At 36.4% G+C, this 25,647-nt stretch carries 25 protein-coding genes and 1 pseudogene; 18 read left to right on the top strand and 8 right to left on the bottom strand.

Features of this window, described 5'->3' with window-relative positions; genetic code table 11:
• Window positions 1-5 precede the first annotated feature (5 nt).
• The 4 genes from BTN98_RS15255 (at window position 6) to BTN98_RS15240 (ending at window position 2,628) form a co-directional block, all read left to right on the top strand.
• A complete protein-coding gene (locus BTN98_RS15255) occupies window positions 6-665 on the top strand; it encodes a YceH family protein (protein WP_060999383.1) in 660 nt (219 codons plus the stop codon).
• A 112-nt stretch (window positions 666-777) separates the two neighbouring features.
• A complete protein-coding gene (locus BTN98_RS15250) occupies window positions 778-1,065 on the top strand; it encodes a GIY-YIG nuclease family protein (protein ID WP_060999442.1) in 288 nt (95 codons plus the stop codon).
• Window positions 1,066-1,160: 95 nt separating this feature from the next.
• Window positions 1,161-1,703 carry a YaeQ family protein gene (locus BTN98_RS15245; protein WP_060999382.1) on the top strand — a complete coding sequence of 181 codons (543 nt, stop codon included), beginning with the start codon at window positions 1,161-1,163 and terminating at the stop codon, window positions 1,701-1,703.
• A gap of 265 nt (window positions 1,704-1,968) precedes the next feature.
• On the top strand, window positions 1,969-2,628 hold the full coding sequence (locus tag BTN98_RS15240) for a YdcF family protein (protein ID WP_060999380.1): 660 nt from the start codon (window positions 1,969-1,971) through the stop codon (window positions 2,626-2,628).
• An 86-nt stretch (window positions 2,629-2,714) separates the two neighbouring features.
• Here the strand turns inward: BTN98_RS15240 and BTN98_RS15235 are convergent, their stop codons facing one another.
• The 3 genes from BTN98_RS15235 to BTN98_RS15225 form a co-directional block, all read right to left on the bottom strand.
• Window positions 2,715-4,082, bottom strand: a complete 1,368-nt coding sequence (locus BTN98_RS15235; protein WP_060999378.1) for a TrkH family potassium uptake protein — start codon at window positions 4,080-4,082, stop codon at window positions 2,715-2,717.
• Window positions 4,079-4,741, bottom strand: a complete 663-nt coding sequence (locus BTN98_RS15230) for a potassium channel family protein (protein ID WP_060999376.1) — start codon at window positions 4,739-4,741, stop codon at window positions 4,079-4,081. Before BTN98_RS15230 ends, BTN98_RS15235 begins: the two co-directional genes overlap by 4 nt.
• A 507-nt stretch (window positions 4,742-5,248) precedes the next feature.
• The gene (locus BTN98_RS15225) at window positions 5,249-5,608 is read right to left on the bottom strand and encodes a VanZ family protein (RefSeq protein WP_060999374.1); all 360 of its coding nucleotides are present in this window, start codon (window positions 5,606-5,608) and stop codon (window positions 5,249-5,251) included.
• A gap of 221 nt (window positions 5,609-5,829) precedes the next feature.
• Here BTN98_RS15225 and BTN98_RS15220 point away from each other — a divergent pair, with 221 nt between their 5' ends.
• Window positions 5,830-6,159 carry a hypothetical protein gene (locus BTN98_RS15220; RefSeq protein WP_060999373.1) on the top strand — a complete coding sequence of 110 codons (330 nt, stop codon included), beginning with the start codon at window positions 5,830-5,832 and terminating at the stop codon, window positions 6,157-6,159.
• A gap of 80 nt (window positions 6,160-6,239) precedes the next feature.
• Here the strand turns inward: BTN98_RS15220 and BTN98_RS15215 are convergent, their stop codons facing one another.
• Together BTN98_RS15215 and BTN98_RS15210 are read right to left on the bottom strand one after the other, a co-directional pair.
• Window positions 6,240-7,622, bottom strand: coding sequence for an endonuclease/exonuclease/phosphatase family protein (locus BTN98_RS15215; protein ID WP_060999371.1), 1,383 nt, complete (start codon window positions 7,620-7,622; stop codon window positions 6,240-6,242).
• Between the two features lie 157 nt (window positions 7,623-7,779).
• Window positions 7,780-8,319, bottom strand: coding sequence for an NADPH-dependent FMN reductase (locus BTN98_RS15210; protein ID WP_060999369.1), 540 nt, complete (start codon window positions 8,317-8,319; stop codon window positions 7,780-7,782).
• Between the two features lie 131 nt (window positions 8,320-8,450).
• On the opposite strand from BTN98_RS15210, the gene BTN98_RS15205 reads away from it, so the two are divergent.
• Window positions 8,451-9,350 carry a LysR family transcriptional regulator gene (locus BTN98_RS15205; protein WP_060999368.1) on the top strand — a complete coding sequence of 300 codons (900 nt, stop codon included), beginning with the start codon at window positions 8,451-8,453 and terminating at the stop codon, window positions 9,348-9,350.
• Window positions 9,351-9,488: 138 nt separating this feature from the next.
• Window positions 9,489-10,013: a spermidine N1-acetyltransferase gene (speG, locus tag BTN98_RS15200; RefSeq protein WP_060999366.1), complete on the top strand. Its 525-nt coding sequence runs from the start codon at window positions 9,489-9,491 to the stop codon at window positions 10,011-10,013.
• 93 nt (window positions 10,014-10,106) lie between these two features.
• Here speG and BTN98_RS15195 read toward each other — a convergent pair whose 3' ends face one another.
• Window positions 10,107-10,766 carry a glutathione S-transferase gene (locus BTN98_RS15195; RefSeq protein ID WP_060999365.1) on the bottom strand — a complete coding sequence of 220 codons (660 nt, stop codon included), beginning with the start codon at window positions 10,764-10,766 and terminating at the stop codon, window positions 10,107-10,109.
• Between the two features lie 182 nt (window positions 10,767-10,948).
• Between BTN98_RS15195 and BTN98_RS15190 the strand changes: the two genes are divergently transcribed.
• Both BTN98_RS15190 and BTN98_RS15185 read left to right on the top strand, forming a co-directional pair.
• Complete coding sequence (locus tag BTN98_RS15190; protein WP_231730710.1) at window positions 10,949-12,376, top strand: coniferyl aldehyde dehydrogenase; 1,428 nt, start codon at window positions 10,949-10,951, stop codon at window positions 12,374-12,376.
• Window positions 12,369-12,796 (top strand): annotated as a pseudogene (locus BTN98_RS15185) (RDD family protein). Before BTN98_RS15190 ends, BTN98_RS15185 begins: the two are co-directional and overlap by 8 nt.
• A 97-nt stretch (window positions 12,797-12,893) precedes the next feature.
• Here BTN98_RS15185 and BTN98_RS15180 read toward each other — a convergent pair.
• Entirely contained in the window at window positions 12,894-13,466 is a 573-nt protein-coding gene (locus BTN98_RS15180) for a PhnA domain-containing protein (protein ID WP_060999361.1), read from the bottom strand.
• A gap of 342 nt (window positions 13,467-13,808) precedes the next feature.
• On the opposite strand from BTN98_RS15180, the gene BTN98_RS15175 reads away from it, so the two are divergent.
• The 7 genes from BTN98_RS15175 (at window position 13,809) to BTN98_RS20795 (ending at window position 22,589) form a co-directional block, all read left to right on the top strand.
• The gene (locus BTN98_RS15175; RefSeq protein WP_065190125.1) at window positions 13,809-15,038 is read left to right on the top strand and encodes a S1 family peptidase; all 1,230 of its coding nucleotides are present in this window, start codon (window positions 13,809-13,811) and stop codon (window positions 15,036-15,038) included.
• Window positions 15,039-15,932: 894 nt separating this feature from the next.
• Window positions 15,933-17,912, top strand: coding sequence for a methyl-accepting chemotaxis protein (locus tag BTN98_RS15170; protein ID WP_060999357.1), 1,980 nt, complete (start codon window positions 15,933-15,935; stop codon window positions 17,910-17,912).
• 2 nt (window positions 17,913-17,914) lie between these two features.
• The gene (locus BTN98_RS15165; protein WP_060999355.1) at window positions 17,915-19,297 is read left to right on the top strand and encodes an ABC transporter substrate-binding protein; all 1,383 of its coding nucleotides are present in this window, start codon (window positions 17,915-17,917) and stop codon (window positions 19,295-19,297) included.
• A gap of 275 nt (window positions 19,298-19,572) precedes the next feature.
• A complete protein-coding gene (locus BTN98_RS20515; RefSeq protein WP_205853517.1) occupies window positions 19,573-20,148 on the top strand; it encodes an SIR2 family protein in 576 nt (191 codons plus the stop codon).
• 242 nt (window positions 20,149-20,390) lie between these two features.
• The gene (locus BTN98_RS20510) at window positions 20,391-20,813 is read left to right on the top strand and encodes a hypothetical protein (protein ID WP_205853516.1); all 423 of its coding nucleotides are present in this window, start codon (window positions 20,391-20,393) and stop codon (window positions 20,811-20,813) included.
• Window positions 20,810-21,580 carry a helicase HerA domain-containing protein gene (locus BTN98_RS20800; RefSeq protein ID WP_338090216.1) on the top strand — a complete coding sequence of 257 codons (771 nt, stop codon included), beginning with the start codon at window positions 20,810-20,812 and terminating at the stop codon, window positions 21,578-21,580. The genes BTN98_RS20510 and BTN98_RS20800 overlap by 4 nt, the downstream gene beginning before the upstream one ends.
• 22 nt (window positions 21,581-21,602) lie before the next feature.
• Window positions 21,603-22,589 (top strand): ATP-binding protein, encoded by a 987-nt coding sequence (locus BTN98_RS20795; RefSeq protein ID WP_338090215.1) that lies wholly within the window; start codon window positions 21,603-21,605, stop codon window positions 22,587-22,589.
• A gap of 391 nt (window positions 22,590-22,980) precedes the next feature.
• Here BTN98_RS20795 and BTN98_RS15150 read toward each other — a convergent pair whose 3' ends face one another.
• Window positions 22,981-23,679, bottom strand: a complete 699-nt coding sequence (locus BTN98_RS15150) for a hypothetical protein (RefSeq protein ID WP_060999349.1) — start codon at window positions 23,677-23,679, stop codon at window positions 22,981-22,983.
• A 129-nt stretch (window positions 23,680-23,808) separates the two neighbouring features.
• Between BTN98_RS15150 and BTN98_RS15145 the strand changes: the two genes are divergently transcribed.
• Together BTN98_RS15145 and BTN98_RS15140 are read left to right on the top strand one after the other, a co-directional pair.
• Window positions 23,809-24,366 carry a recombinase family protein gene (locus BTN98_RS15145; RefSeq protein ID WP_060999347.1) on the top strand — a complete coding sequence of 186 codons (558 nt, stop codon included), beginning with the start codon at window positions 23,809-23,811 and terminating at the stop codon, window positions 24,364-24,366.
• Window positions 24,367-24,689: 323 nt separating this feature from the next.
• Window positions 24,690-25,647, top strand: a 958-nt coding sequence (locus BTN98_RS15140) for a YobI family P-loop NTPase (RefSeq protein WP_240616130.1), incomplete at its 3' end; no start/stop codon positions are given.

Genomic DNA, 25,647 nt, shown 5'->3' with positions numbered 1-25,647 from the left:
TGATCATGGATATGCAATTAACAGAACACCAGGCTCGAGTGATTGGTTGTTTACTTGAAAAAGAAATTACAACTCCAGATCAATACCCTTTAACGCTCAATGCGTTAACGACAGCATGTAATCAAAAATCAAGTCGTGAGCCTGTTATGGTACTTGATGAAGCAACGGTACTTGATACGTTAGAAGAGCTGAAAGAAAAGCGAATGGTGCGCGATGTATCAAGTTTTGGTAGTCGTGTTTCTAAGTTCCAACACCGTTTTTGCAATACTGAATTTGGCTCATTGCAATTTAATAAACAACAATTAGCCGCTATTATTGTGTTGCTATTACGTGGGCCACAAAGTGCAGGTGAAATTCGTACACGTACTAATCGTTTGTGTGATTTTGCTGATACGCAAGAAGCAGAATCAATACTTGAACAATTAGTCTCAGACGAAAAAGGGCCTTATGTTGTTAAATTGCCAAAAGAATCAGGTAAACGTGATTGCCGTTATATGCATTTACTGAGCGGTGAGATCGATGTTGATAATTATGTTCCTGTTAAGTCTGCCACTGCGAGTAGTACAATTAATGAAGAGCGAATCATTGCGTTAGAGCAAGATGTTGAGCTATTAAAGTTACAACTGACTGAATTACAAGCAATGTTAGAATCATTGACAGAATAGTTTCTATTATTTACGAATACTGGTAGATTACTCTGCCTGTATTTGTGCAGCGTTATCGTTTATATAGCTCAACATTATAATGTTGAGCCTGTTTGTTTTACGGCTTGTTATTATGGCTACCATACCTTGGTTTGTTTATCTTATACGTACTCGACAAGGGACACTTTATTGTGGTGTTACCACAGATGTTGACCGTCGTTTTGAAGAACATCAACATAGTAAGAAAGGGGCTAAATATCTTAAAGGTAAAGGTCCTTTAACGTTAATGTGGTCGCAACAGGTAAAATCTAAACGCGATGCAATGCAGTTTGAGTATCGAATTAAAAAACGTTTAAACAAAGCGCAAAAAGAAGATTTGATTCAGCAGAATACTTCTTTATATATGCTGTTTAGTGATTAAAACGTCAGCAGTATTTTTGTGTTTGTGTGCCATAGCTAATGTATGGTCTGCGAACATTGTTATTTAAAAATGATTATAATCATGAAGGTTTTTCCATGGCGATCAGTGCCACTATATACAAAGTAAATATTAACGTAGCAGACATGGATCGCCATGTTTATCTTGATAGTCAGCATACTGTTGCTTGTCACCCATCAGAAACATTACAGCGCTTTATGCTGCGAGTGCTTGCATGGGGATTAAATGCGGATACAGACTTACAATTTACTAAAGGCGTAAGTTCTGCTGAAGAACCTGATTTATGGACTAAAAACTTAGTCGATGAAATTGAATTATGGGTTGAGTTAGGTTTACCTGATGAGAAACGTATTCGTAAAGCATCACATCGCGCTAAGAAAGTGATTGTTTATGCTTATGGTGATCATGCCGCTCCTGTATGGTGGCAAGCAAATAAGTCTAAGATCAGTGCTCTAAAAAATGTATCAGTAGTCTTTATCCGTGATGAGGAATTAAAGAGCTTGGAGCAGCTAGTTGAGCGATCAATGCAGTTACAATTAACGATTGAAAGCGAGCAAGCTTGGCTAAGTGATCAACATGGTACAAGTATTTCGATTATGCCTGAATGGTGGCAGCGTTAATCAATACGACCATTATAAGTATTGCTTAAAAGAATGGAATAAGTGCAGACTTATTCCATTTTTTTTGATCATTTTTAAGTAACAGCGGGTTAATTGGTTTTGGTATTATTCAGCTGTAGTATATTGATGGTGCTCATGGTAGCGTGAGGTAACGAATAAAATCAAAACACTACTAATAATGAGAATGATATTTTTGATATTATCAATATACAATTTATCGTTATCATTATTGAAATAAGAATTTGAGATAACCAAAGGATTGCTTATGCCGTCAAACATTTATCGTTCAGCTAAAACTGTTTGGGATTATCATTTGTTACATCAATCATTGGTGAAAAGTGATTGTTTATTTGTACTTTGTAGTAATGATGTAAGAGTTGCCGAGTATGCAGCTCAGCTTTTTTTACAAGGATATGCGCCTTATATTGTTTTTTCTGGCAATGTAGGAGAAATTACCCAAGGTCTATTTCCATGCACAGAAGCCGAACATTTTGCGAATATAGCACGTGAAATGGGCGTTCCTGACAACTGTATTTATATTGAATCACAAGCGACCAATACGGGTGATAATATTATAAAAACGCGAGAGTTGTTAAAAGATAAGCAGCTTGATCCACATCGATTTATTTTAGTACAAAAGCCCTTTATGGAGCGTCGAACACTGGCAACATTTGAAAAATTATGGTCAACGAAAACGGCTTTAGTAACATCTCCGCCGATTGAGTTTGATGATTTTGCTAATGATGTTATTAGCTATGGTGATGCTATTAATGTGATGGTGGGAGACTTACAGCGTATTCGTCATTATCCGGTTTTAGGTTTTTCGACTGAACAAGTTATCCCTCAACCTGTGTGGCAAGCATATCAACATCTCGTTGCAGTAGGATTTGATGACCATTTATCATCTGAGCTTCCTCGAGATTAATATAAAAAAGCGTGTTTCTTATATACTTTCAAGAGAAAGAAATAACCAGAAACACGCTTTTTTATTAATTATAACTAGTCTAACTATTAGCCAGCAGCAACATTATCTTCAGGATAACTAAGCAATGTTGGTTTTGGACGTGCCAACATATATGCTAATGTTAATGGTCCAAGACGACCAATAATCATAACCACAATGATAATGTATTTACCTGGTTCAGAAAGGGTTGCACTTAAACCAGCTGTTACACCTACCGTTGCAAAGGCTGAAATGGTCTCAAACATGACTTCATAGAATGGCGCTTTTTCCGTTAGCATTAAAGCAAACATCGCTATCAACAGAACAATTCCACTAACTACAATAATTGCCAATGATTTAGTTACTGTTTGATTTGATATGGTACGTTTAAATAAAACGACACGATCTCGCTGCTTTAAAAACGACCATGTTGCTAAAATTGCAACAACAAAGGTCGATACTTTAATACCACCACCGGTTGATGTTGAACCTGCACCAATTAGCATTAAAAGCATCAGAACTAGTAAACCAGGCTCTGTAAAAGCACCAATATTGACACTGTTAAAGCCTGCAGTACGTACTGTTGCTGATTGAAAAAATGCTGCAAGCCATTGACCAGAAGTGTTTAAGCTACCTAATGTTTGCATATTATCGTGTTCAAGCAACCAAATCATTACTGTACCGACAAGTAATAATATTGGTGTCGCAATAATCATTATTTTTGAATGTAGTGATAAAAAATGAAAACCACGATGTGAATTACGTTGTAAATCTGAAATAACCGTAAAGCCTAAACCCCCTAAAATAAAGAGCATAGCAATAGTAATAATCACTAAAGGATCATCTACATATTGAGTTAGGTTATCAGAGAAGAGTGAAAACCCAGCATTATTAAACGCAGATATTGAGTGGAAAATAGCCGTAAATAGGCCTTTATCCCATCCCATCATTGGTACCCAACGCAATGATAGAAAAAATGTACCAATCAATTCACAGACAATAACGAAAATAATGATGTGTTTAACCAGTAAACGTATATTGGTGAATTTTTCTTGCCCGAGTTGCTCTTTTGTTAGCGATTGTTGGCGTAGACTAACGCGTAGACCAAACATATATAACAAAACAGCAGATAAGGTCATTTGTCCAAGGCCACCAATCTGCATTAAGATCATTAATAATACTTTACCACTGGTAGTAAAGTGGGTGCCAGTATCAACAACTCCAAGTCCTGTAACACTAATCGCAGACGTTGCCGTAAAAAGCGCATCAACAAAACTTAAACCGGATACAGAAAATACCGGTAAGGTTAATAAAATGGCACCAGGGATCAAAATCGCCAAAAAACTAAAGATAATGATTTTGGGTTCAGACCAACGTTTATTGCGCTTGTCTGTTTTTATTGGGACATACATTGCCCGATTAGGGATAAAACTCATAACTTTCTTAATGTTTCTGATAATACATCTTCAGGACCAGTAATAATTAGAATATCACCAACTTGCATTTCCATGTCCATATCAGGAGCTTTACGTACTTCAGGGCCACGTTTAAGTGCTAGCACTTGGGTTTCATCACTGTTTGCACAAGGGTGTTGTGAAAGAGGTTTACCCATATTACGTGCTGTTACGACAACTTCAGCTAAAGAAATGCCACTGCCAAGCTCTGAAAACTCAAACACACGTTTATCTAACATGTTGCGAGCAATACGAATGCCCATATCACGTTCTGGTCTTATGATTTTATCAGCGCCAATTTTTGAAAGGATTTTACAATGTGGGGTATCTTTGGCTTTGACCCAGACAGTTTTAACACCAGCATCTTTTAGTAATAGTGTCGTTAATATATTTGCATTGATATCGTCACCGATAGCAACCATCACTAAATCATAATCATCAAGTTTTAGTTCGGCAATGGTAGCTTCGTTTGAACAATCAGCGACAACAGCTTGCGTGGCAATATCTGCTGCTTGACGAACACATATTTCATTGATGTCAATGGCTAATACTTGTGCTCCACGTTCGCTAAGCTCTTCACATAACGACATACCAAATCGGCCAAGGCCAATTACAGCAAACTGCTTATCTTCAGCATTCATTTTTTTTCCCCACATTACTTTTGAGTAATGCTTTATTTGTTTTGTTGTTGATTGTAAGAACATTGAATTAACAAATTAGCGATTTCTATGCTACTGAGTATCCATTTCGTTAAGTCATTTTTATTATGACGATGCACATAGAACCATCAAATTCCGGTTAGGTATAATTTTTGGATATTGCTCGCATTTTATATGTAATTCAAGTTAATGAATTTCATGTCTCTCAGATTTTTTATTACAGTCAAATAACATACCAATTATAACTATATGATTAAATGTGATTTTTATTCTTCTGTTTGAAATGTGAACAATAATAGCATTGAAAATAGTAATCTTATATTTAGCTCTAATTGTGTTATTCACTCAATATATGCTGAATTATCAGCCGATATTGCTTGTCTGAGTCACAAACAGTGTCATTTATATATAGACAAAATAAACCTAAATAACCATTTTTTTGTCAACAATTGGTCAGGGAATCGAATGAATAATGATGAAATTAACGGATTAATACGTAGCTCGACAAATATAAGCCATCGCTCTAGCCACAATAAAGCCAGAGATTAATCCACCCGTATTGGCTGCCAGATCGAGCCATTCACCATAACGATTAACGTAAGGTTGAATTAATTCAATAGCGCCACTCCAGCAAAAGAAAAAAACAGTAATCATTAACCATTGCTTAGGTTTAACAAACGCAACAGCAAAAATTAATGCAGCGTAAGCAATGAAATGATGGGTTTTATCTGTGCCTGCAACAACAGGTAACTCAGCTTGCGGTGTTAAAGATAAAACAGTAATAAGAATGAGTATGAGTAAGCTGATTAACTTCCAGTAGGCATGAAAAAATTGGCTAAAGCGTGACATTATAAATAACTCTTTTTAATAAGGTAAAGATGCAAATTATATCGATGTCGATTCATGTTAACAACAGTAATACTAACCGATAACTGTTTGATGATAATTGAAATAATGAACATTTAAGACTTATTTACACTAACGTTAATTATAATTGAATAGAGGCGAGCGATAACAACATTCTATGATGCATTATTATCTTTAATATTATAAGTAAAGTTGAGTACGTCATGGCTAAAGTTCATATTTCTCAATTGCATCATACTTTTCAGAGAGCGTTGACTGATATGGTGGCAGGTGAGGCGATAGAAGCCAGAACATTTAAAAAAGATCGCGGTATTGTGGTCTTAAAGCAAGATGTTGATTATTTTATCTTTAAGCAATTTGGTTTCGATAATAAAACACTCACTTTTGATAGTGTGGGCTTATTGAAGCAACTCAAAAAAGCCATTGCAAAAGAATTTCCCCGTAGCAATATGGCATGGATTGTCCATTTTGAAGGTGTGACTTTAATCGAGACACTAAGTGCAGATCATAGTCCTCAGCCAAGTTTGTTTTAATTACAAGTTTGTTTGAATTAAAAGGCACTTAGTTGTTTACCTAAGTGCCTTAATTTACATAAAGGTAGATACCAACAGGCTTATAAGGCTGCTTTTATCCATACCATACGGTGATCTGAAGATATGTCTTTTCCTGCGCCTTTTTTGCCAATGCGCGTATCGTTAACAAGTAATCGACCTTGTTCATCATGTGCAGGCCAATATACACCTGAATCAGTGATACTAAGATTATTGGATGGAATCGCATGGTCGACTTGTAAACCAAAGTTACTGGTTAAACGATTTGGATAAGGGTTATCTTGATGACATTCACCATCACTAAAGCAAGTTTCAGCCCCTAAACTACGAGGAGTTAGTTCACCATCCGTCGCTGTTTGGTTGACACGATGATGGTTTAACAAGCTTTCAATCGTTTGGCGGTAACCGTCACCAGCATAAGGATCAGCATTTAAATCACCAACAATCACAAACTTTTCATTTTCTGCAAGGCCACCGGTTGTACCGTTATCATCGTAAATAAAGTCGCCGTGGGTAATGTAATTATTCCAAAATTGAATCTCATCGCGGTTTTGCATTTTATTTTTTTGAGTCACCGTATCAAATACTGGTGGTGTTGGATGTGACATCAAAATATGAATGGTCTGCTCGCCATTAGCAGTTGGAATAATAATTGGTGCATCGACGTGGTTTTTTGATGATAAGCGTAGATGATTCCATTCAGTATTGGTGTACCAATCATCACCACATGCCATACCATCAGGTATTTTATTTTCAGTATCATTGCAATTGGTGATTTTTGGCATTTCTGCTGAAGGAAGATCTTTCCATTTAAAGTTTTGGAAGGTACGGGTATTAGCTTTGTCGATTTTATATTGTGACATCAGAGAAAATCCGTATTGGCCGTGATATAGACCAAATCCCCATGCATCGTTAGGCCCTGAATTTACATTTCCATCGTTATTAAGATCAAAGCCACTCATTAAACCCGTATTGGTTGCATAGCTCTCAAAGAATGGGTATTTGATTGGTTCTAACGTATCACCACCATCAATACTATTTGGACTTTGACCAATAGAGAGATAATTATCTTGGAAACCTGTTAGTGCAGCAGTATTTTCACCACTACCGTCATTATTAAACTCAGCCAATAAAATTATATTAGGGCGTTTGGTTTGAATAATCGCAGCAACGTTACGGATTTGAATAATTTTAAGGGCTTTTTGTTTTTGTTCTGGAGTAAGAGTATTGTCATTAAAGCCTGTGACTAATGCTTGTTGCTCAACTGGAGAGGTTTGCATTTCATCAACGAGTTGCTTAAAGCTAGTGCGATCAAATGACAGGTTAAAGGTAGCGATCGTGACATCCTTTGCCACGGGTTTAACGCTATTCGTATTATGACTATTACACCCGCCTAATAGTGCTGAAGTAATAGCAATAGCAGCAAGACTTTTAATTAATTTCATCCGTAATCTCAGTTAATTCACAACAACTATCATTAGTCTGCTCAGAATTATACTAATAGATTTATTATTAATAGTGATCTCAACGGAGTTTTTATGTAATCAATACCGCTACAGCATCATGTTATTATTTAGTTTGGAACTAAGATCTATTTTTTATTTATAGCTGTTTATTTTCAGTTAAGCTATTAACTGTAGCTATAAATGCTGTATCAAGTTCTTCATTGGTTATTTTAGCGGTAACAAAGTCAAAATTATCATAAAAACTTGGTATTGATAGTGAGGCTTTTACTTCACCAGCAAAATACGGTGCAGAAGTAACGGCAGTGGTTAATACTGTGTTTGCGCCGCCAGGACCTGATGATGTGGCTAGTAACACCATTGGTTTATTTTGGTACACTTTAGCATTAATACGTGATGCCCAATCAAATAGGTTTTTATAGGCGGCAGTATATGAACCATTGTGTTCTGCAAAAGAGATGATTATTGCATCAGCTTGAGCTATACGATCCAAAAAGTCTTGCGCTAATGATGGAATACCTGATTCAGTTTCACGATCAATACTATAAAGTGGCATTTCAAAATCATTAATATCTAATAAATCAATTTCAGCATTCGTAACTAATGATGCTGCATATACTGCAAGATGCTTATTAATTGATTGGCGACTACTGCTAGCTGCAAAAGTAAGTAATTTCATGTTTAATCCCTCATTATAATCTTTGATTCGCTATATTGATTGGTTAATAACGATACCTTGTTGGTGTTGTTCCAGTATATATTGATAGTCTAAATTAATTAATAGACCAAAAGTATTTTAACTATTTCCATATGACTAATAATAAATTGTTTGATGGCATCATTATTTTTGCTCAAGTTGTTAAAAGTGGTGGTTTTAGTGCTGCTGCTGAAGTGCTTGGGTATTCAAATTCACACATTAGTAAAGAAATTAATAAATTAGAAGCACGCTTGGGTGTACGGTTACTCAATCGTACGACACGCTCACTGGCATTGACTCCTGAAGGGGAAGCCTATTACCAAGAATGTACACAATTAATTATAGATGCAGAGCAAGCATTAGGGCTTATTTCACAAGACAACTTAAATCCAAGAGGCACGCTTAAAATAAGTTGTCCGGTATGGTTAGGGACAACATATTTACAGCAGATTTTTAGTGACTACTTAGCCTTGTATCCTGATATGCAATTAGATATTGATTTAAATGATAAAACGGTTGATGTTGTTGCTGATGGTTATGATCTTGCTATTCGTGCATCAGTTGCATTAACTGAATCAAGTATTATTTGTAAACGTCTTTTTAGCAGTCCGATATGCACCGTCGCTGCGCCAAGTTATCTTCAAAAATACGGTGTGCCAAAACATCCATCGGAATTGATCCATCATCAATGTTTATGTTATAGCAATCTTAAAAAATCAAACCAATGGCAATATACAGCGGTCGATGACAAACCGTTTAATGTTGATGTTCAACAAAAGTTACGATGTAACAGTGTGCCGATGATGGTTGCTATGGCTGTATGCGGGGTAGGAATTTGCCATATACCCAAGTTTTATATTGAATCAGAAGTAGAAAACGGAGAGTTAGTGGCGTTATTGCCTGAATATGATCGTACATTAGTAAATGTGTATGTTGTTTATCCAAGTCGAAAACATTTATCAGCGAAAGTGCGACGTTTTATCGAACTGTTAGAGTGCAAAATAAGCGGGTAATTGTATTTTTAGCATATAGTAGTAATAATTTACATTTTACATCTTTTATTTTTACGTTTTAGTGATATTTTCTAGAACACAACAAGTTCACCAATAGATTCTTCTAGAATAGTGATTTTTAGGAAAGGGATAACCATAATGAATAATGAAATTCGACTACGTGCTTTAGAACAAACTGATTTACGATTCATTCATCAATTAAATAATAACCGTGCCATTATGTCATACTGGTTTGAAGAGCCGTATGAGTCATTTTATGAGCTGGAAGAGCTTTACCGTAAGCATATTCATGATAGCACTGAGCGACGTTTTATTGCTGAAAATAATGATAAAGAATCGATTGGTCTTGTTGAGCTCGTTGAGATCAACAGCATTCACCGTAGTGCAGAGTTCCAGATTATTATTGCACCTGATTTTCAAGGTTGCGGTTATGCGCGTGCATTAATTAATCGTGCTTTAAATTATGCCTTCACGATTTTGAATCTACATAAAGTGTATTTACACGTTGCGACTGAAAATGAAAAAGCGATTCATTTATATGAAGAATGTGGTTTTATTGAAGAAGGTCATTTAGTGAAGGAAATCTTCATTAACGGTCAATACACTGACGTTAAGCGCATGTATATGTTGCAGGATGAGTATATAGCTAGTCGTAACAAATAATAAAATACCCTGACGGTGCAGCACTGTCAGGGTGATAATTTTAACTTATTACTAATGCCTCAAGCTTCGGATTATTGGTTAGATTACCCATTTTTATGCTGTTTCATGTGGGTATGAGGTAGAGGTATTGCTAGATTGCCAGCGAGGATGCTTTTTCATTATTTGTGAAAAAATAGGATCTTGATAATGCATCTCTAGCCAAGCCTGTAATCGAGGGTAGGGAGCATGACGAAACCATTGCCGTTCAACATGAGAAAACTGACGAATGAAAGGTAAAATTGCATAGTCAGCAAGGCTTGGATTATCACACATGAAGAAACGGTGGTTGTTTAGACGACCTTCGAGATCATCAAGAAAAGAACGACATAAATTACGATAAATAGCGATATTCGGATTATGGTAACGGATATCAGCTTTGTAGTGTTCGAGCGCGGCAATATATTTACAGTCATTACGAGCGATAAGATTGATCATATCAGTAAATAAATGACTGCTATCTGCTAAGAGTATATTTTGAGGATCATGTTGGTTCAGCGCCCAAATCATAATATTCAGACTTTCGTCAATATAATCGCCATTATTTAATACTAAAAGAGGGACTGTGCCTTTAGATGTTACAGTCAACATTTCGATGGGTTTATCTTTTAGGGATATGTCACGGATTTCCACCTCTTGTTCTGCTAGACGTAAACCTAAACGTGCTCGAATAGCATAAGGACATTGACGTAAACTATATAATATTGGTTTGGTCATATTATCCCCTCAAAAAATCCGTCCTTTAATGATAATTAAGTTTAGTACATATTCTTAATAATAAGATATTTGCTTGGATTTTAATGTGATAAAGAACAAAAATAATGCTGTTATAGGTAGCATTGCTATGGGTATATTAGGTATATAGTTTGATAGATTTTATACTGGAAAATGATAAACCTATGATGATATCAGTTGCAAAACTTGAACATTACCGCTTATGCCAGCATCAGGCTTTTATACAGCAACCTATGCCGTCTTTAGATATTCGTATCAGTGACTTAAAAAAATTAAAGCAATTGATAACTAAAAATCAGTCACAGATTTGTCAAGCAATAGCCACTGATTTTGGTTGTCGTTCAGCCAGTGAAACAGCACTTCTTGAAATATTTACTTCGTTAGAATCAATTAATGATGCGATTAAGCGTTTGGCAAAGTGGATGCAGCCGCAGCGACGACATACATCGTTATGGTTTAAGCCAGCAAAGAATAAAGTGATCCCACAACCGCTGGGTGTTGTCGGTATTATTGTACCGTGGAATTATCCACTATTTTTGACGATTGCGCCGATGGTTGCGGCATTAGCTGCGGGTAATCGTGTAATGGTGAAAATGTCAGAAAATTCCCCTTCTTTGTGTCAGTTATTACAGCAATTGTTTGGTTATGAATTCTGTGAGAAACAAATATGCATTATTGCTGAAGAGGGGCATACCGGTATCGCTTTTTCACAGTTAGCGTTTGATCATCTGATTTTTACTGGCTCTACAGCCACGGGTAAAGCAGTTATGGCTGCAGCCGCAGCCAATTTAGTTCCTGTAACGTTAGAACTTGGCGGTAAATCGCCGGTTATCTTGGCTGATGATTATGATGTACATACGGCTTTATCTCGTATCCTTGGTGGTAAGGTCTATAACAGTGGTCAAACTTGTGTTGCACCGGATTATTTGTTGATCCCTGAAGGCTCTGAAAATGAACTGATTAAACACGCGCAATCAATCATGGCACAACGGTTTACCGATATTCAGCATTCAGATTACACCTCAATTATTGATGATGCTTCTTTTGTTCGTTTGTGTGATACCGTCAAAGATGCACAGCAGCAGGGAGCAAAGGTGATTAATTTAATCCCTCATTCAGTTCCTGATCCCCAACGCCGCAAATTTCCGTTACAACTTATTTGTCAGCCAACAGATACGATGGCAGTCATGCAGCGTGAAATTTTTGGTCCATTATTGCCAATAGTGACCTATAAGAACCTTCAACAAGCATTGAATTATATTAATGTTCGAGAGCGTCCATTAGCGTTGTATTTATTTAGCAATGATAAAGCAGTACAACAGCAAGTATTAGACCAAACACGTTCAGGTGGTGTTGCATTGAATGATGTTATGTTACATGTCGCGCAGGATGATTTACCTTTTGGTGGCATAGGTCACAGCGGTATGGGGCATTACCATGGCCGTGAAGGTTTTGAACGATTGTCCAAGATGCGCCCAGTAATGCAACAAGCTGCGTTGAGTTCAACTAAGTATCTCTATGCACCGTATGGGAAAATAGGTAAGCGATTGATTAACTTTATTATAAATAGAAAGCTATCTCGATATGAATGAGCAAACAACAATGACATATGTCGGATTTTGGCCGCGAGTATTAGCCAGTTTGGTTGATACCGCAATTGTCGCTTTGATTACAGCGCCACTTATGTACCTTGCGTATGGTGAAATGTACCCATCAACCGATAGTTATGCTGTTGGGCCGATGGATGTAATGATCAATTACTTATTACCGTTTATTGGAGTGATTTTATTTTGGATTTATAAATCAGCCACACCCGGGAAAATGGTCATTAAAGCACAGATAGTTGATGCTAATACCGGTAATAAACCCAGCGTAAAACAATCGGTGATTCGTTATTTAGGCTATTTTGTGTCAACTATTCCTTTTGGACTTGGCCTAATGTGGGTCGGGTGGGATAAAAAAAGCAGGGTTGGCATGATAAATTGGCTCGTACTGTTGTGGTTAAACCGTAACAATAAAACGACCAATAAAAAACTACTGGCGTAATATAAGAAAGCCCTTGCTGTGATTAAACAGCAAGGGCTTTCTTTATTCTCAATACAGTAAGAATTACTTCTTAGTGTAAGCAGAGATGATCACCATTTGCACACCGTCTGCACGACCTTGGATGTGAAGTGGATTGTCAGTCAAGCTGATGTTACGTACTGGCGTACCACGCTTGATAACCATGCTTGAACCTTTAACTGGTAGATCTTTAATGATAGTTACGCTATCACCAGCTTGAAGGATAGCACCGTTTGCATCACGGGTAGGGATTGAAGCTTGTTCTTCTTCAACAAGACCTTTTTCAGCCCACTCTTTCACGTCATCTTCTAAGTACATCATATCAACTAGGTCCATAGCCCAGTCAGTTTTAGCAGAAAGACGCTTAAGCTGGCGGTAAACCATAACTTGAACAGCAGGAACTTGACTCCACATGGTGTCGTTTAGACAACGCCAATGGTTTTCGTCAGTTGTTTCTGGATTCTCAAGCTGACCACGGCAAGTATCACAAAGTAGTACGCAACAACCCGCGCTCTTGTCTTCAGAAGCAGGAACAGCGTATACCGCTAGATTATTTTCAGAAGAACATAGCTCACATTTTGATTCGCTACGCGTTTTTAATGCTTGTTCGATAGTCATGGGAATTGTCCATTGATTTATTGTGCCGATATTATGCCGTTCTATTGTACAGAAGAAAAGCAAACATGTCCCTGATCACGAAATTTATAGTACAACAGACTGTTTAATATCCAGCTGGCTTTATTTTATTAACTCAATAGAGCGGGTAATGTTGCATATTTAACAATGTGGCCACACCATCTCTTATTGGGATATGTTAGCTATTGGCATAATCCAGTAAGTAATATGCGAAGTAGTTACATCAAAAAATGAAGCCTATCGCAGTGTATCAGTTTCGATCAGCGCATAAAACATGATAGAGGTAAGCTATAGCAATTATTATTAATTCAAAGGAAAACAAGGATGTTCCAGTATAAATACAGTGCGTTGATATTAGCTATTGTTGCCAGTATGAGTGCGCCGGCATTAGCTTCAACTAAAGCTATTTCATCATCAAACACAATTTCACCTTATGTGATTGGTGGCATTCCTGTTGTTATTGATCCTGCAAATAATTTTATGGCGTCATTGAGAAACAACAAAGACGGTGAAGCTCCTTTTTGCGGCGCAACGATTATCAATGATCAGTGGGTATTAACGGCTGCTCATTGTATTGTCCAAGGTAGTGGTGACAGTGCCTTTGTGATTCCGCCATCAGATATAACAGTTAGTGCTGGCTTAATTGATAATCGCTATCCTCAAAAAGAGCATTTATTTTCAGCAACGCATATCGTTATACACCCTGACTTTAGTCCTGTCGCAGTAATTAAAGAGACAATAGATAATAATCAACTGATCACCGAGGTTGTTAGTACAGCATTAGATAACGATGTGGCTCTAATACGGGTAAACCGTAAGTTTGTTGATTTAGGTAAAGTTACATTAGCAACATTATCGCAATCACAGCTGATTGAACAACGCTTAAAAATAGAATGGGAAGTGGCTAATGATCCTATTCCTACTGACCATCGTCCTGAAAATATTGAGGTATTAGGTTGGGGAGCAACGGATCCATCAGGAAGTAGCGATTCAGCGTCTGATACCTTGCAGCAAGCGATGTTGAGTTTTTTCCCAATCGATCTTTGTTATGAGCGTATTGAGTCTAATGGTAATCCAGGCTTAATTATCGATAACCCAGCAAATGTTACTAAATTATGTGCTTTACCACCTGTTGTTATTGAGGAACTTGGTGATGGAGCTATTGTTGGTGCTGATTCGTGTAAAGGTGACAGTGGCGGTCCTATTTTAGCAACCGATAGTGAAGGCAAAAAGCGACAGGTAGGTATTGTCAGTGGTGGTACGGCTGGTAATCCTGTTTGTGGAGCGATGACACGTCCAGGCTTTTACGCACGTGTCGGTAATTATACTGATTGGATTGTAGACAACAGTAGCAAATTGCCAGCGAATCCAATTACGCCACCAAATTTTATTTCAGATAAAGATGATGACCAAGGCGGTGATGAAGACTGTAATGACAGCCTTTCAGCGAACAATTGTAATATAGGTAAAGATCGTGATAGTGGTGGTAGTTTTGGTTTTATTGGCTTATTAATTCTTTGTAGTAGTGCGTTTTTTAGACGTTTAAGAGTTTAAATAGCACAAAAATAGTAATAGCAATACGATTAAACTGTTATTAACAGCCAGATTTAGAGTGATGAATATGGAAATCTACTTTATTGATAGGTTTCCATTTTTTTTCAACATAAACAATGTGATAGTGTAAAATTACTGAATTTATAATACATCGCAATGTTATTTTTATTTTGTTTAAATTTCGAAGATTTAATGCTGGTGTATTTATAAATTACAGTGTTATTTAATGTATAAGTAGCATTTTGTTAACAAAATATGTATTTTTAATGATGAAATAAATTAATAAAGGTATTGATTTATTTAGTAATTATATTTATGGGTAATGATTCTTGTTTTTTAATTTATTTAAAATCAATGAGTTGGTGTTTTTTGTGTTGTTGGATATATTGTTTGAATTAATAACACTATGTTTTATTTATTTATCCCCAAAAATGTCTTTATCCACAGAAGCTGTGCATAACTCTGTGGGAAATGCGCTAAAGCTAGATTTGGTGCAGCCTCTGGCAAAGTCAACATATAGTTAATTGAAATTTGTTAATAACTATAAATTTATTGATTTAGTTCAATATTCAAACAGAAAGGGTGTTTTCTGTATTTGGGATTAAAATAAAGTTTAATATTTAAAATATAAAGCTATAGCCAAATCGTTATTAAACGCTAAATGTTGAAATAGTGTTTCTAATATAGTGAAGTCATCATTCGCTGGTGAAATAATTTCTCATTAACGGCAGGCTTATATGTCTTATGGAAATATAGAAGTAAAATAGTGTGATCTATGTATTGAAATGGCTGATATTTTTTTATTTTGAGTGCCGAAATAATTATATTTAGCGACTATCCATTATTGATGCAATTATTGGTAGTGGTTTCATTTCTTTAATAATAGAGCGCGGTATGTCATTCTCAATTGTTCAACGTACCATTGCTGGGTTTACGTTAATGCTAGTGCTTATTCTCATTATCGGTGGGGTAAGTTATGGTAATACAGATAGAATCCACAGTCGATTACAGCACGTTACCGAAATATCAACACCTATGGTGATCTCTGCCAGCCAGCTATTAGCCAGTCTGCGAGAAAATCAGTTAACAGTGATTGATTATCAAACGACAACCAATATTGATTTATTAGCGCTAAAAAAAGTTGATGTTCAAAAAGCGGAGCATCGGTTTCGATTATTAGAGCAACAAGCTCAAAGCTATGCTACTGATGAAAAAGCACAGGTTGAATTAACAACGGCATTATCGGCAGCAAATACTTTTTTTGCATCATCAAGTTCTGCCATTGAACGTTATAACCAATGGCTAGAGGTTAAACGTCAGCATCAACGATTAAATCTTGAATTTATTCATTTAGAAGATACTTACCAATCAGCAGCTAATTTACTTATTCAAAGTGCTAGCCATAAACGCTCATTGCGCAATAGAGCGGAATTGATCACCAGCGGTATTAGCCGTGATTTAAAAAATGTTCGTCGAGCCAATCCTCAAACAGATCTTAAGGCACTATCGAAAGTATTAACAAAAGATATTGAAATGGCGAAGCAAGGTATTGCACGTATTGATGTCACTAAAGATGTAAAAGCACGTTATAGCAAAAATCTAAACCGTGTTTATGAGCTGACATTAGGGGGAAATAGCATGCTCGCGGTGATGGAAAAACAGCATCGCCTAGCCACAGAACTCACTGCATTAAATGAAAAATCAAATCAACAAGTAACCGTAACGCAGCAAGCATTAACAGCATATATGGAATATGCTCAAGCGAATGCTAAGGCAAGTCAAGATGCTGCTGATGACGCTGCAAATCAAGCGACATTAAGTATTATTATTGCTGCTATTATTTCTGCTGTCATTGCATTAGTTGTCGCCGTGACGACCGCGAAAAGTATTCATACGCCTTTAGTTAAGATTAACGCAGTATTAAAAAAAATGACCGCTGGTGATATGACACAACGGACAAATTATCAATCACGGTGTGAATTTGGTGCATTATCACGTTCAATTGATCAATTATCTGCAAGCATGGCCGAGATTTTAACCCAGATAAATGTTGGCTCTGCTCATTTAGTGGAAGAAGCTACCAAGACTGCACTTACTAGCGAAAAAGCCATGAATCGTGTTGAAGATCAAAAGTCTCGAACTGATCAAGTTGCAGCGGCTATTTCAGAATTAGAAGTCAGCGCCAAAGAAATTTCACGTTCTTCAGAACAAACAGTTGAAGAAGTAAATGAAGTTAACCAAACTGCGCAACAAGGACGAGAGTTAGTGTTAACCAGCCGTACTATCACCGAGCAACTTGCGGTTGAAATGACAGAAGCTGTAGCTATTACTCAAAAGTTATCTGAATTTTCTAAAAATATTGGCAGTATTTTAGGTGTTATTCGTAGTATTGCAGAACAAACTAATCTGTTAGCTCTAAATGCTGCAATTGAGGCTGCTCGCGCTGGCGATCAAGGTCGCGGATTTGCTGTGGTTGCCGATGAAGTAAGAGCACTTGCCAATCGCACCCAACAATCAACGGAAGAAATTCAGCAAATGATCACTAATTTGCAGCAAAACGCGTTGCAAGTATCACAAGTGATGACCCGTTCGCAAACGCAAACTGAGCAATGTGTTGAACAAGCTCGTTCGACAGATATTGCATTACAAACAATTGCTGAGCGAATGCATCTTATTTTAGATATGGCTATTCAAGTAGCCCATGCGACAGAAGAACAAATTTCTGTGAGTCAAGATGTGTCGGAGCATATCAACGGTATTGCTGCAGTGGCATATAACGCAGAAAGTGAAGCGAGGGAGTCTGCACAAAGCAGCGAAGCGTTATCACAACTGGCAACTCAACAACGTCAATTGATTGAACGCTTTAAGGTCTAATTATGCAAACTTTATCAGTGTCTAAATGTGCACGTAACTCTTTTAAAACGTTAACAAAAGTGTTTTGTTACTCAGTATTGTTCGTTCCCTCTTTGGCGATAGCAAATGCACAGCCAATTAGTGGTGAAGTCGTGATTGATTCGTGGCGGAATGATAATGCTATTTGGGAACAAACCATTATTCCAGCGTTTAATAAACATTACCCGAAGATTAAAGTTACCTATCGCTCTCCAGCTGATCCATCGACGTTTAATCAACAGTTAAATAGTGATTTAGCCAAGGGGGAGGCTGGTGATTTGATTGCGTGTCGTCCTTTTGATGGTTCATTAACATTATTTAAGCAAGGCCATTTTAGTGATATTACTGAAATGCAAGGCATGGAAAATTTCCCTAGTTTTGCCTTAGGGCCCTGGCAAACAGATTCTGGCGCTCAGACATTTTGCTTACCTATGGCGTCCGTTATTCATGGTTTTTTTTACAATAAAACCATTTTTTCAGAGCTAAACCTGCAAGTGCCAGCGACTACCACTGAATTTAAACAGGTACTTGAAAAAATTAAAGCCAGCCAACGTTATGTGCCGTTAGCATTGGGCACGAAAGATAAGTGGGAAGCCGCGACAATGGGGTTTCAAAATATCGGACCTAATTATTGGCAAGGTGAAGATGGACGCTTAGGGTTAATTCAAGCGCAACAACGTTTTACTGACCCTGCATATCTTAATGTATACCGTGAATTGGCAAGTTGGAGACCATATTTAGGTAACAATTATCAGCAGCGTAGCTATGCCAATGCTATTGAGTTATTTAAAACCGGTAAAGCCGCTATTTATCCAACGGGGTCGTGGGATATTTCTACTTTTGCTAATAGTGTTGATTTCGGTGTATTTGCTCCTCCTGTGGTTAATAAAGGCGATGAGTGTTACATCAGTGATCATACTGATTTAGGCATGGGCTTAAATACCGCATCAGAAAAAAATGTCGCCGCAACCGTATTTTTACAATGGATGACCACTGCTGAATTTGCTGAATTACTAACTAATGCAATACCGGGATTCTTTTCACTATCAAATCACTTTTTTGATGTAAAACATCCGATAGCAAATGAAATGATAACATGGCGCAACAACTGCGATTCTACGATCCGTAATTCAGCGCAAATATTGTCACGTGGTACACCTGATTTTGAACTGCAATTATGGGAAACCAGTGCTGAAGTGTTAAATGGCACTATGACACCAGAAGAAGCTGTAACGACCGTCCAGATAGGATTAAATAGTTGGTATCAACCACAACGAGATGCCAAAACGTTAGCCGAAATGTGTCAAGCGATTACCCCTATGGTGGCATCCGTTCAGCCATCAATGAACACTGATCCTAGCCTGTAGCTAATGTTGATACAACCAACTTATAAATTTATAGCATTTTATGTACTAAATTAATTTTATTTCTATAAAACAGTAGATTATATTAGTAATAATTTAGTACATATGATTCGTAATGTACTATATAAATTTATTAGTGTTATGAAATTAGCATTAACGGCTTATGCGATTAGAATATTTTCGTAACTAATTGTAAAACAATGAAGTAATGTAACGATAAACAACAAGTTTCTCATATAATATGGTCGCTATTAATTGCCTGTATATCAGGTTTTACTTTGCTGAGCTATCCGGATCAAATGACTTCTGAATTTAACTTACATAAAATCTATGATCATAACCTAAACTTTCTTGTCGGTGCTGGTGCATCAAGTGGTTTTCTACCGACGCTAGCACTTAAGATAAAAGAATTAGATGGCCAAAAGTGTACCTTCGAAACCCTCGCTAAAAAGTATGAAAACAATCAAGAAATGACAACATTGCTATTTATGTTGTACTACCGTGAATGTATTAAGCCTGGCTTGCCTACTGCTGCATCTGGAGGATTGAAACTCCGTCCTAGATACCCAATGAGAAATAAAGTAATTAATGAGTATAAACGCTTCATAACAACGTTAATTCAGGTTTTAAATAAGCAAAAAGCGTCAGCGAAAAGGGCGAATATTTTCACAACTAATTATGACAGTTGTTTTGAAATTGCAAGTGAAGAGTTGATGGCAGAAAGAATTGCCCAATTTGAAGTGAATGACGGTAGTACAGGTTTCCAATCACGTACATTTCATACCAGAAACTTCAATAATCGAGTAGTAAATAAAGGCGTATTTGATCGCATGATCAGTATATTCCTCAATTAAATCTGCTTCATGCACATGGTTCAGTACATTGGACGAAAGGTAATAAAAACGGTGATATTAAGCTTAATTATGGCAATAGCTGTTATAAAATAGATTTTACGCTGTCTGAAAATCAGCTTTTAAATGCCTTTAAAACGATTCTTTATGATGAAAATAAAACGATTTCAGATCTGATTACATTTGCAGAAGACAGTGATATTTCGGTGCTTCGCTCTGAACACTTTTGGCCGGCATATAATAAGATGCCAATAGTTAATCCTACAAAGTGGAAGTTTCATGAAACTGTTTTTGAAGAGGCTTATTACCAAATCTTACGCCATCTAAGCTATGAGCTAGAAAGGCCTAATTCTATATTAATAGTATTCGGTTTTTCATTTGCAGATGAACATATTCTTAGCCTTGTACAACGGGCATTATCGAATCCATCATTAACGATGTATGTAGTGTGCTTTAACGAATCAACGAAAGAATGGATAAAGGACTTATTCAAAGAGTATGCAAATGTTAAGTATCTATATTCTGAGAGTAATGCATTGGATTTTAAACTATTTAACGATGAATATTTCACAATATATAAACCCAAAAAGCAAGATCAACGGTTAGATGCAGCGAAAGTCATCGTTAATCAATCACTTGAAGCTATAGCTGCAGGTGAGCAATTATGAGTATAGAAATTGGTGAAGTGATCTCAGTCAAAGGCACGAACATTATTATCGAGCTTTATGAAGAGTCTAACAAAGAAACGTTGTTCTATAATGGTGAAAAATTCAATGGCGTTTCAATCCAAGAGTTCGTTCTTATACGCCGAGGATTCAAGGATATTGTCGCGAGGGTTCAAGGCGAATACCTCGATGAACGATTTAAGGATGAAGAGAATAATTGCTATATTCGTAAAGTTGAATTATCACCGATAGGGTACTTTCAATTTGATGAATTCTTTGAAGGTATTAAACATCTCCCAATGATCCGTGATGTTGCTTATTTAATGAGTGATACACAGGTTAAATCAATTTTTGGGAAAACTGACGATAGTTTTATCGTTGGTGAAACACTTATTGAAGAAATACCGGTATCACTACCGTGGTCAAAGTTATTTAATACTCATATGGGTGTTTTTGGCAACACTGGTAGTGGTAAATCGAATACCTTAACTAATCTTTATACAACACTGTTTAGAAATAAACGCGATAGTTTTGGTGGGAAAAGTCACTTTATTATTATCGATTTTAATGGCGAGTATACCAATGACCAACTTATAGCGAAGAATGAGGGTAAGAAAGTATACGAATTAGATACTCGTAATAATGATGGCGATAAATTCCCACTGACAAACGAGATATTTTGGGACGAAGAACTATTTGGTATCTTATTTAAAGCTACTGAGAACACACAAAAACCTTTTTTTAAAGCGTGTTGTATCAGGTCGAAATAAGTACCAACAGTATACGGATAGTTTGCAGAAATATGTTCAATCCACAGTTAAACGGGCACTTGTAAGTACATCCCAGAAAAAAGAATTTGTAGAGCTTATAGCTGAAATTGCCAAACTTGTTGGTTCGCAAGATTTACAACAGACAGTTAGAGAGATGGCTTGGCATAGTAACCAAAATACTCTGTACTTCCCTTGCAGAGCACGTCCAAGTTTTTTAGATGGTGGTGAAAATAACCTGACCTTTCGAACTCATTGTGAACAACAAATTAACGGAATAAATATAGTAGATTTATCGCCATTTAGTGAGTTAAAGTTGAGAATCAATATTCAACTGCTTTCTGATTTAATTAGCGGTTATGTTCAATTTGACCATATTCAACCTCTGCTAAAGAGAGTAGAAGCATCATTAACAGCGTTAGATCGCGTGTTTGAAATATCTGAGAAACAGCCAGTAGAGGCTTTATTGTCGGTGATATCCCTTAGAAAAACCAATCAAGAAATAAAGAAAGTTTTACCACTTTTATTAGCTAAGTTTTATTATGGTATGCATAAGCAGAAGGTACTGAACCAGAACCCTCCTCAACAAACGTTCCATATGATAATTGACGAAGCGCATAATATTCTGTCAACACAATCAAATCGGGAAAGTGAAAGTTGGAAAGACTATCGTTTGGAGTTATTTGAAGAAATAATTAAGGAAGGGCGTAAGTTTGGTTTTTTCTTAACGCTATCAAGCCAAAGGCCAGCTGATATTTCCCCTACAATTATGTCTCAGCTACATAATTTTTTCATTCATAGACTGGTCAATGATCGTGATCTCACGTTATTAGAAAATACAATTAGCTCACTTGATGATATATCACGACAAATGATACCTAATTTATCAAAAGGTTGTGCGGTGATCACAGGTACATCATTTGATATTCCAATGGTTGTTCAATTTAGTGAAATGCCTAATGGTAGCCGCCCAGATAGTGATGATATTGATATTGGATCACTTTGGTCTTGAGACAGACATATTAAATTAGTATTTATGAATATCAACTTAAAGTAAAAAAGTTATTAACATAATAATATTTAAGTTTAAATTAAGTGCGGCTGCGTAAATTTATAGGTATATCTCTGCGTAAAGGTATTAATTTATATGCAATGACAACTAAACCATTCGTTTTCGGTTTTGATAACTATTAATTTTTTACAAGCTAGTTGTAATTGGTGTTTATCGAATTTTTAATTTAATGAAAAAGTCAGAGTAAGAACATTGTCTTTCTCTGGCTTTAGATAGATTTTAGTATTGCTGTTGATTCTATATTAATTGGGTCAATATGCCCTTGGATGTATTTAATAAGAAACAAGTTTAATATTGTTTTAACCTCAAATCAAGCAAGCCTAAATTTATATTATTCTTTCGTTTTTAAAATATTGTCTAGGCGTTTACGAAATCCTTCAGAAGAAATTGCTATTATTTTTTCTTGATGGTTACTCTCCCTGATATCATTTTCACATTTAAGTCGTTCTAGATATTCTCGATACAACGTCATCATCTTCATGTTTTTATTACATGCAATTAAAAAAGCATCAATTAGTTGATCTTGAGCAGGACATACCTTAGCTGAACGATTGCCACGATTATTGAGCTTTGGATTGAGGCTTAACTCATCTTGACCGCTTTTGAGGTAAGTATTAATCCATCGATATACTGAAACTGCACTGGGTGGTTTTGTATCAACCAGTTCAAGTGAACGAATACTAACGTAAGCAGCAAGTTTCGGCTGTGATCCATACTTAACTGATGATTCAAGTGCTCCTTTAACATAATTAAGTCTACGAATTCTTTCTTTATTTATTTGTTGTTCGATAGGCAATATTGCTTCTTGTGTACTTTTTAGAATGGACTCAAGTTCGTCGGGTTGGGCGACTAATAGAGAGCCATTTTCGATTAATGTTTCAAGATGGTTACTGTCGAAAATGAAATCTACTTTGTTTTTGATATCTTGTAGCGTCACAGTTTTTTGATTTGTACTAATAACTTTCAGAAATGTTTTTCCTAATTTGGTTGCCTTGGTCAGAACAATATCATTAGTGATTGAATAAGGCATGTAGGTGCTCATTTGAGGTTTACTCTAAATCAACATATAGAATTTAGTTGTTTATTGCTCATTTAGAGTGGTGAATTGAATAAATTGACACTATGTTCATAAAGTCTAGTACCTAAATGAGCAAAGTGTATGAGTAAAGTAGGTTATGCACGTGTATCGACATTAGATCAGTCGCTGGAAGTCCAACTGCAAAAATTACGTGATCATGGCTGTGACAAAATATTCTCTGATATTGCATCTGGTTCTGATACTAGGCGGCAGGGATTGAAGGACTTAATGGCATATCTACGTACAGAAGATATGCTAGTTGTAACACGTGTAGATCGAATTGCTAGGTCAGTACTCGACTTGCAGCAGCTTGTCCGTGATCTAAAAGCATCAGGAATTACTCTATCTGCAATTGAGCAACCAGTTTCAACAAATTCGGCGTCTGGAAAGGCCTTTTTAGATATGCTTGCAGTATTCGCTGAGTTTGAATTAAATATCCGGCGTGAGCGCCAAATGGAGGGAATCGCTGCTGCAAAAGTGGCTGGTAAGTATAAGGGAAGGAAGCCTGTATCATTAGCGAAAAAAGAAAAGGTTATTTATCTTCGCAAACAGCATTATTCGATAACTGATATTGCTAGGCAGTCAAGTTTATCAAGAAATACGGTGTATAAAATACTTAGGGAGTATTGTATGAGTTAGCTGTATGACTTCACACTTCACAGTTGGCATATGTCAGCGCGTTGTGCGCTGGCTTATTTTTGCCCCATTATTGGTTTGAACAAATACTCATTCTTATGTGTTAACGTGATTTTGGATTAGTTTTATTTATGTGTATGACCTTTTCGTTTAGTTCAATATCAATTCTGATATTTTCTACAGCAATTTCTCTATTAACAGTAACAAAGCGTTACTAGCAGAATGACTTCATATGCATATATAAAGTATGATTGGCCAAATATCAGTCATATCTCTGTATTTACTTTCCTCTGTAAGCTTTGAATGAATAAGAAAATAAGAACTTTATGAAAAAATACACAGCTTCATTTGCTGGGTGGATTGCCCAAAGGTTATATAACATTGGCTCTTGGCTGGAAAAGAAATATTCTTCCACCGATTTACAAGAGAAGTTTGTTGATCTTGCACCAACAGATAAAGCAGATAAGGATGGTATATATTCTGATGCTCTAATATTTGCAATAAAGAATCCAAATGTTTTCAATATTGCTCTGACTGGCCCATATGGTTCAGGCAAGAGTAGCATCATCCAAGCTTTCCTGAAAACGTATCGTCGGCGTCCACTTCATATTTCTCTTGCTACTTTTGTACCCGAAAATAATTCTGAGGAGGAGAATGTGAGTCGTCAGGAGATTGAAAGAAGTATTTTGCAACAGATGCTTTATGGTGCTGATGCAAACAAATTACCTCTTTCGCGATTTAAAAGAATTCAGTCCCCAGGCGTTGGAGCACTATTAAAATCACTCTATATAACGCTTGGGGTTATTTCAATCTGGTACATAATGGAGCGGCGAGAAGATATCATTAACGGCTCTTATTTTACTCCACCTGTACTCGATAATATTGTTGATTTAGGCTTTTTTTCATTTGCAGTAATATTTTTATGGGCGTTACTTCATTACTTTTATATTAAAAGTTTTGGCTTATCGCTTAAGGGGATCTCATTAAAAAATGTCGAGATTAAACCTGCGTGTGATGATGAAACGTCCATACTCAATCGTCATTTAGACGAGATAATATATTTCTTTCAAAGTACTAATTACGAACTTGTAATTATCGAGGATTTAGATCGATTCAATAATTCTGACATTTTTGTTACGTTACGGGAAATTAACTGTTTAGTGAATGCAAATGCAGGCGTGAAACGACACATTAGATTTCTCTATGCACTACGTGACGATATGTTTATTAACACTGAGCGAACCAAATTCTTTGAATTCATTATTCCTGTCATACCTATCATTA

Origin of the sequence: Photobacterium aquimaris, assembly GCF_002954455.1 — a bacterium.
GTDB lineage: Bacteria > Pseudomonadota > Gammaproteobacteria > Enterobacterales > Vibrionaceae > Photobacterium > Photobacterium aquimaris.
The sequence above is the reverse complement of the archived record's forward strand: the minus strand, read 5'-3'. Positions and strand labels throughout refer to the sequence as shown.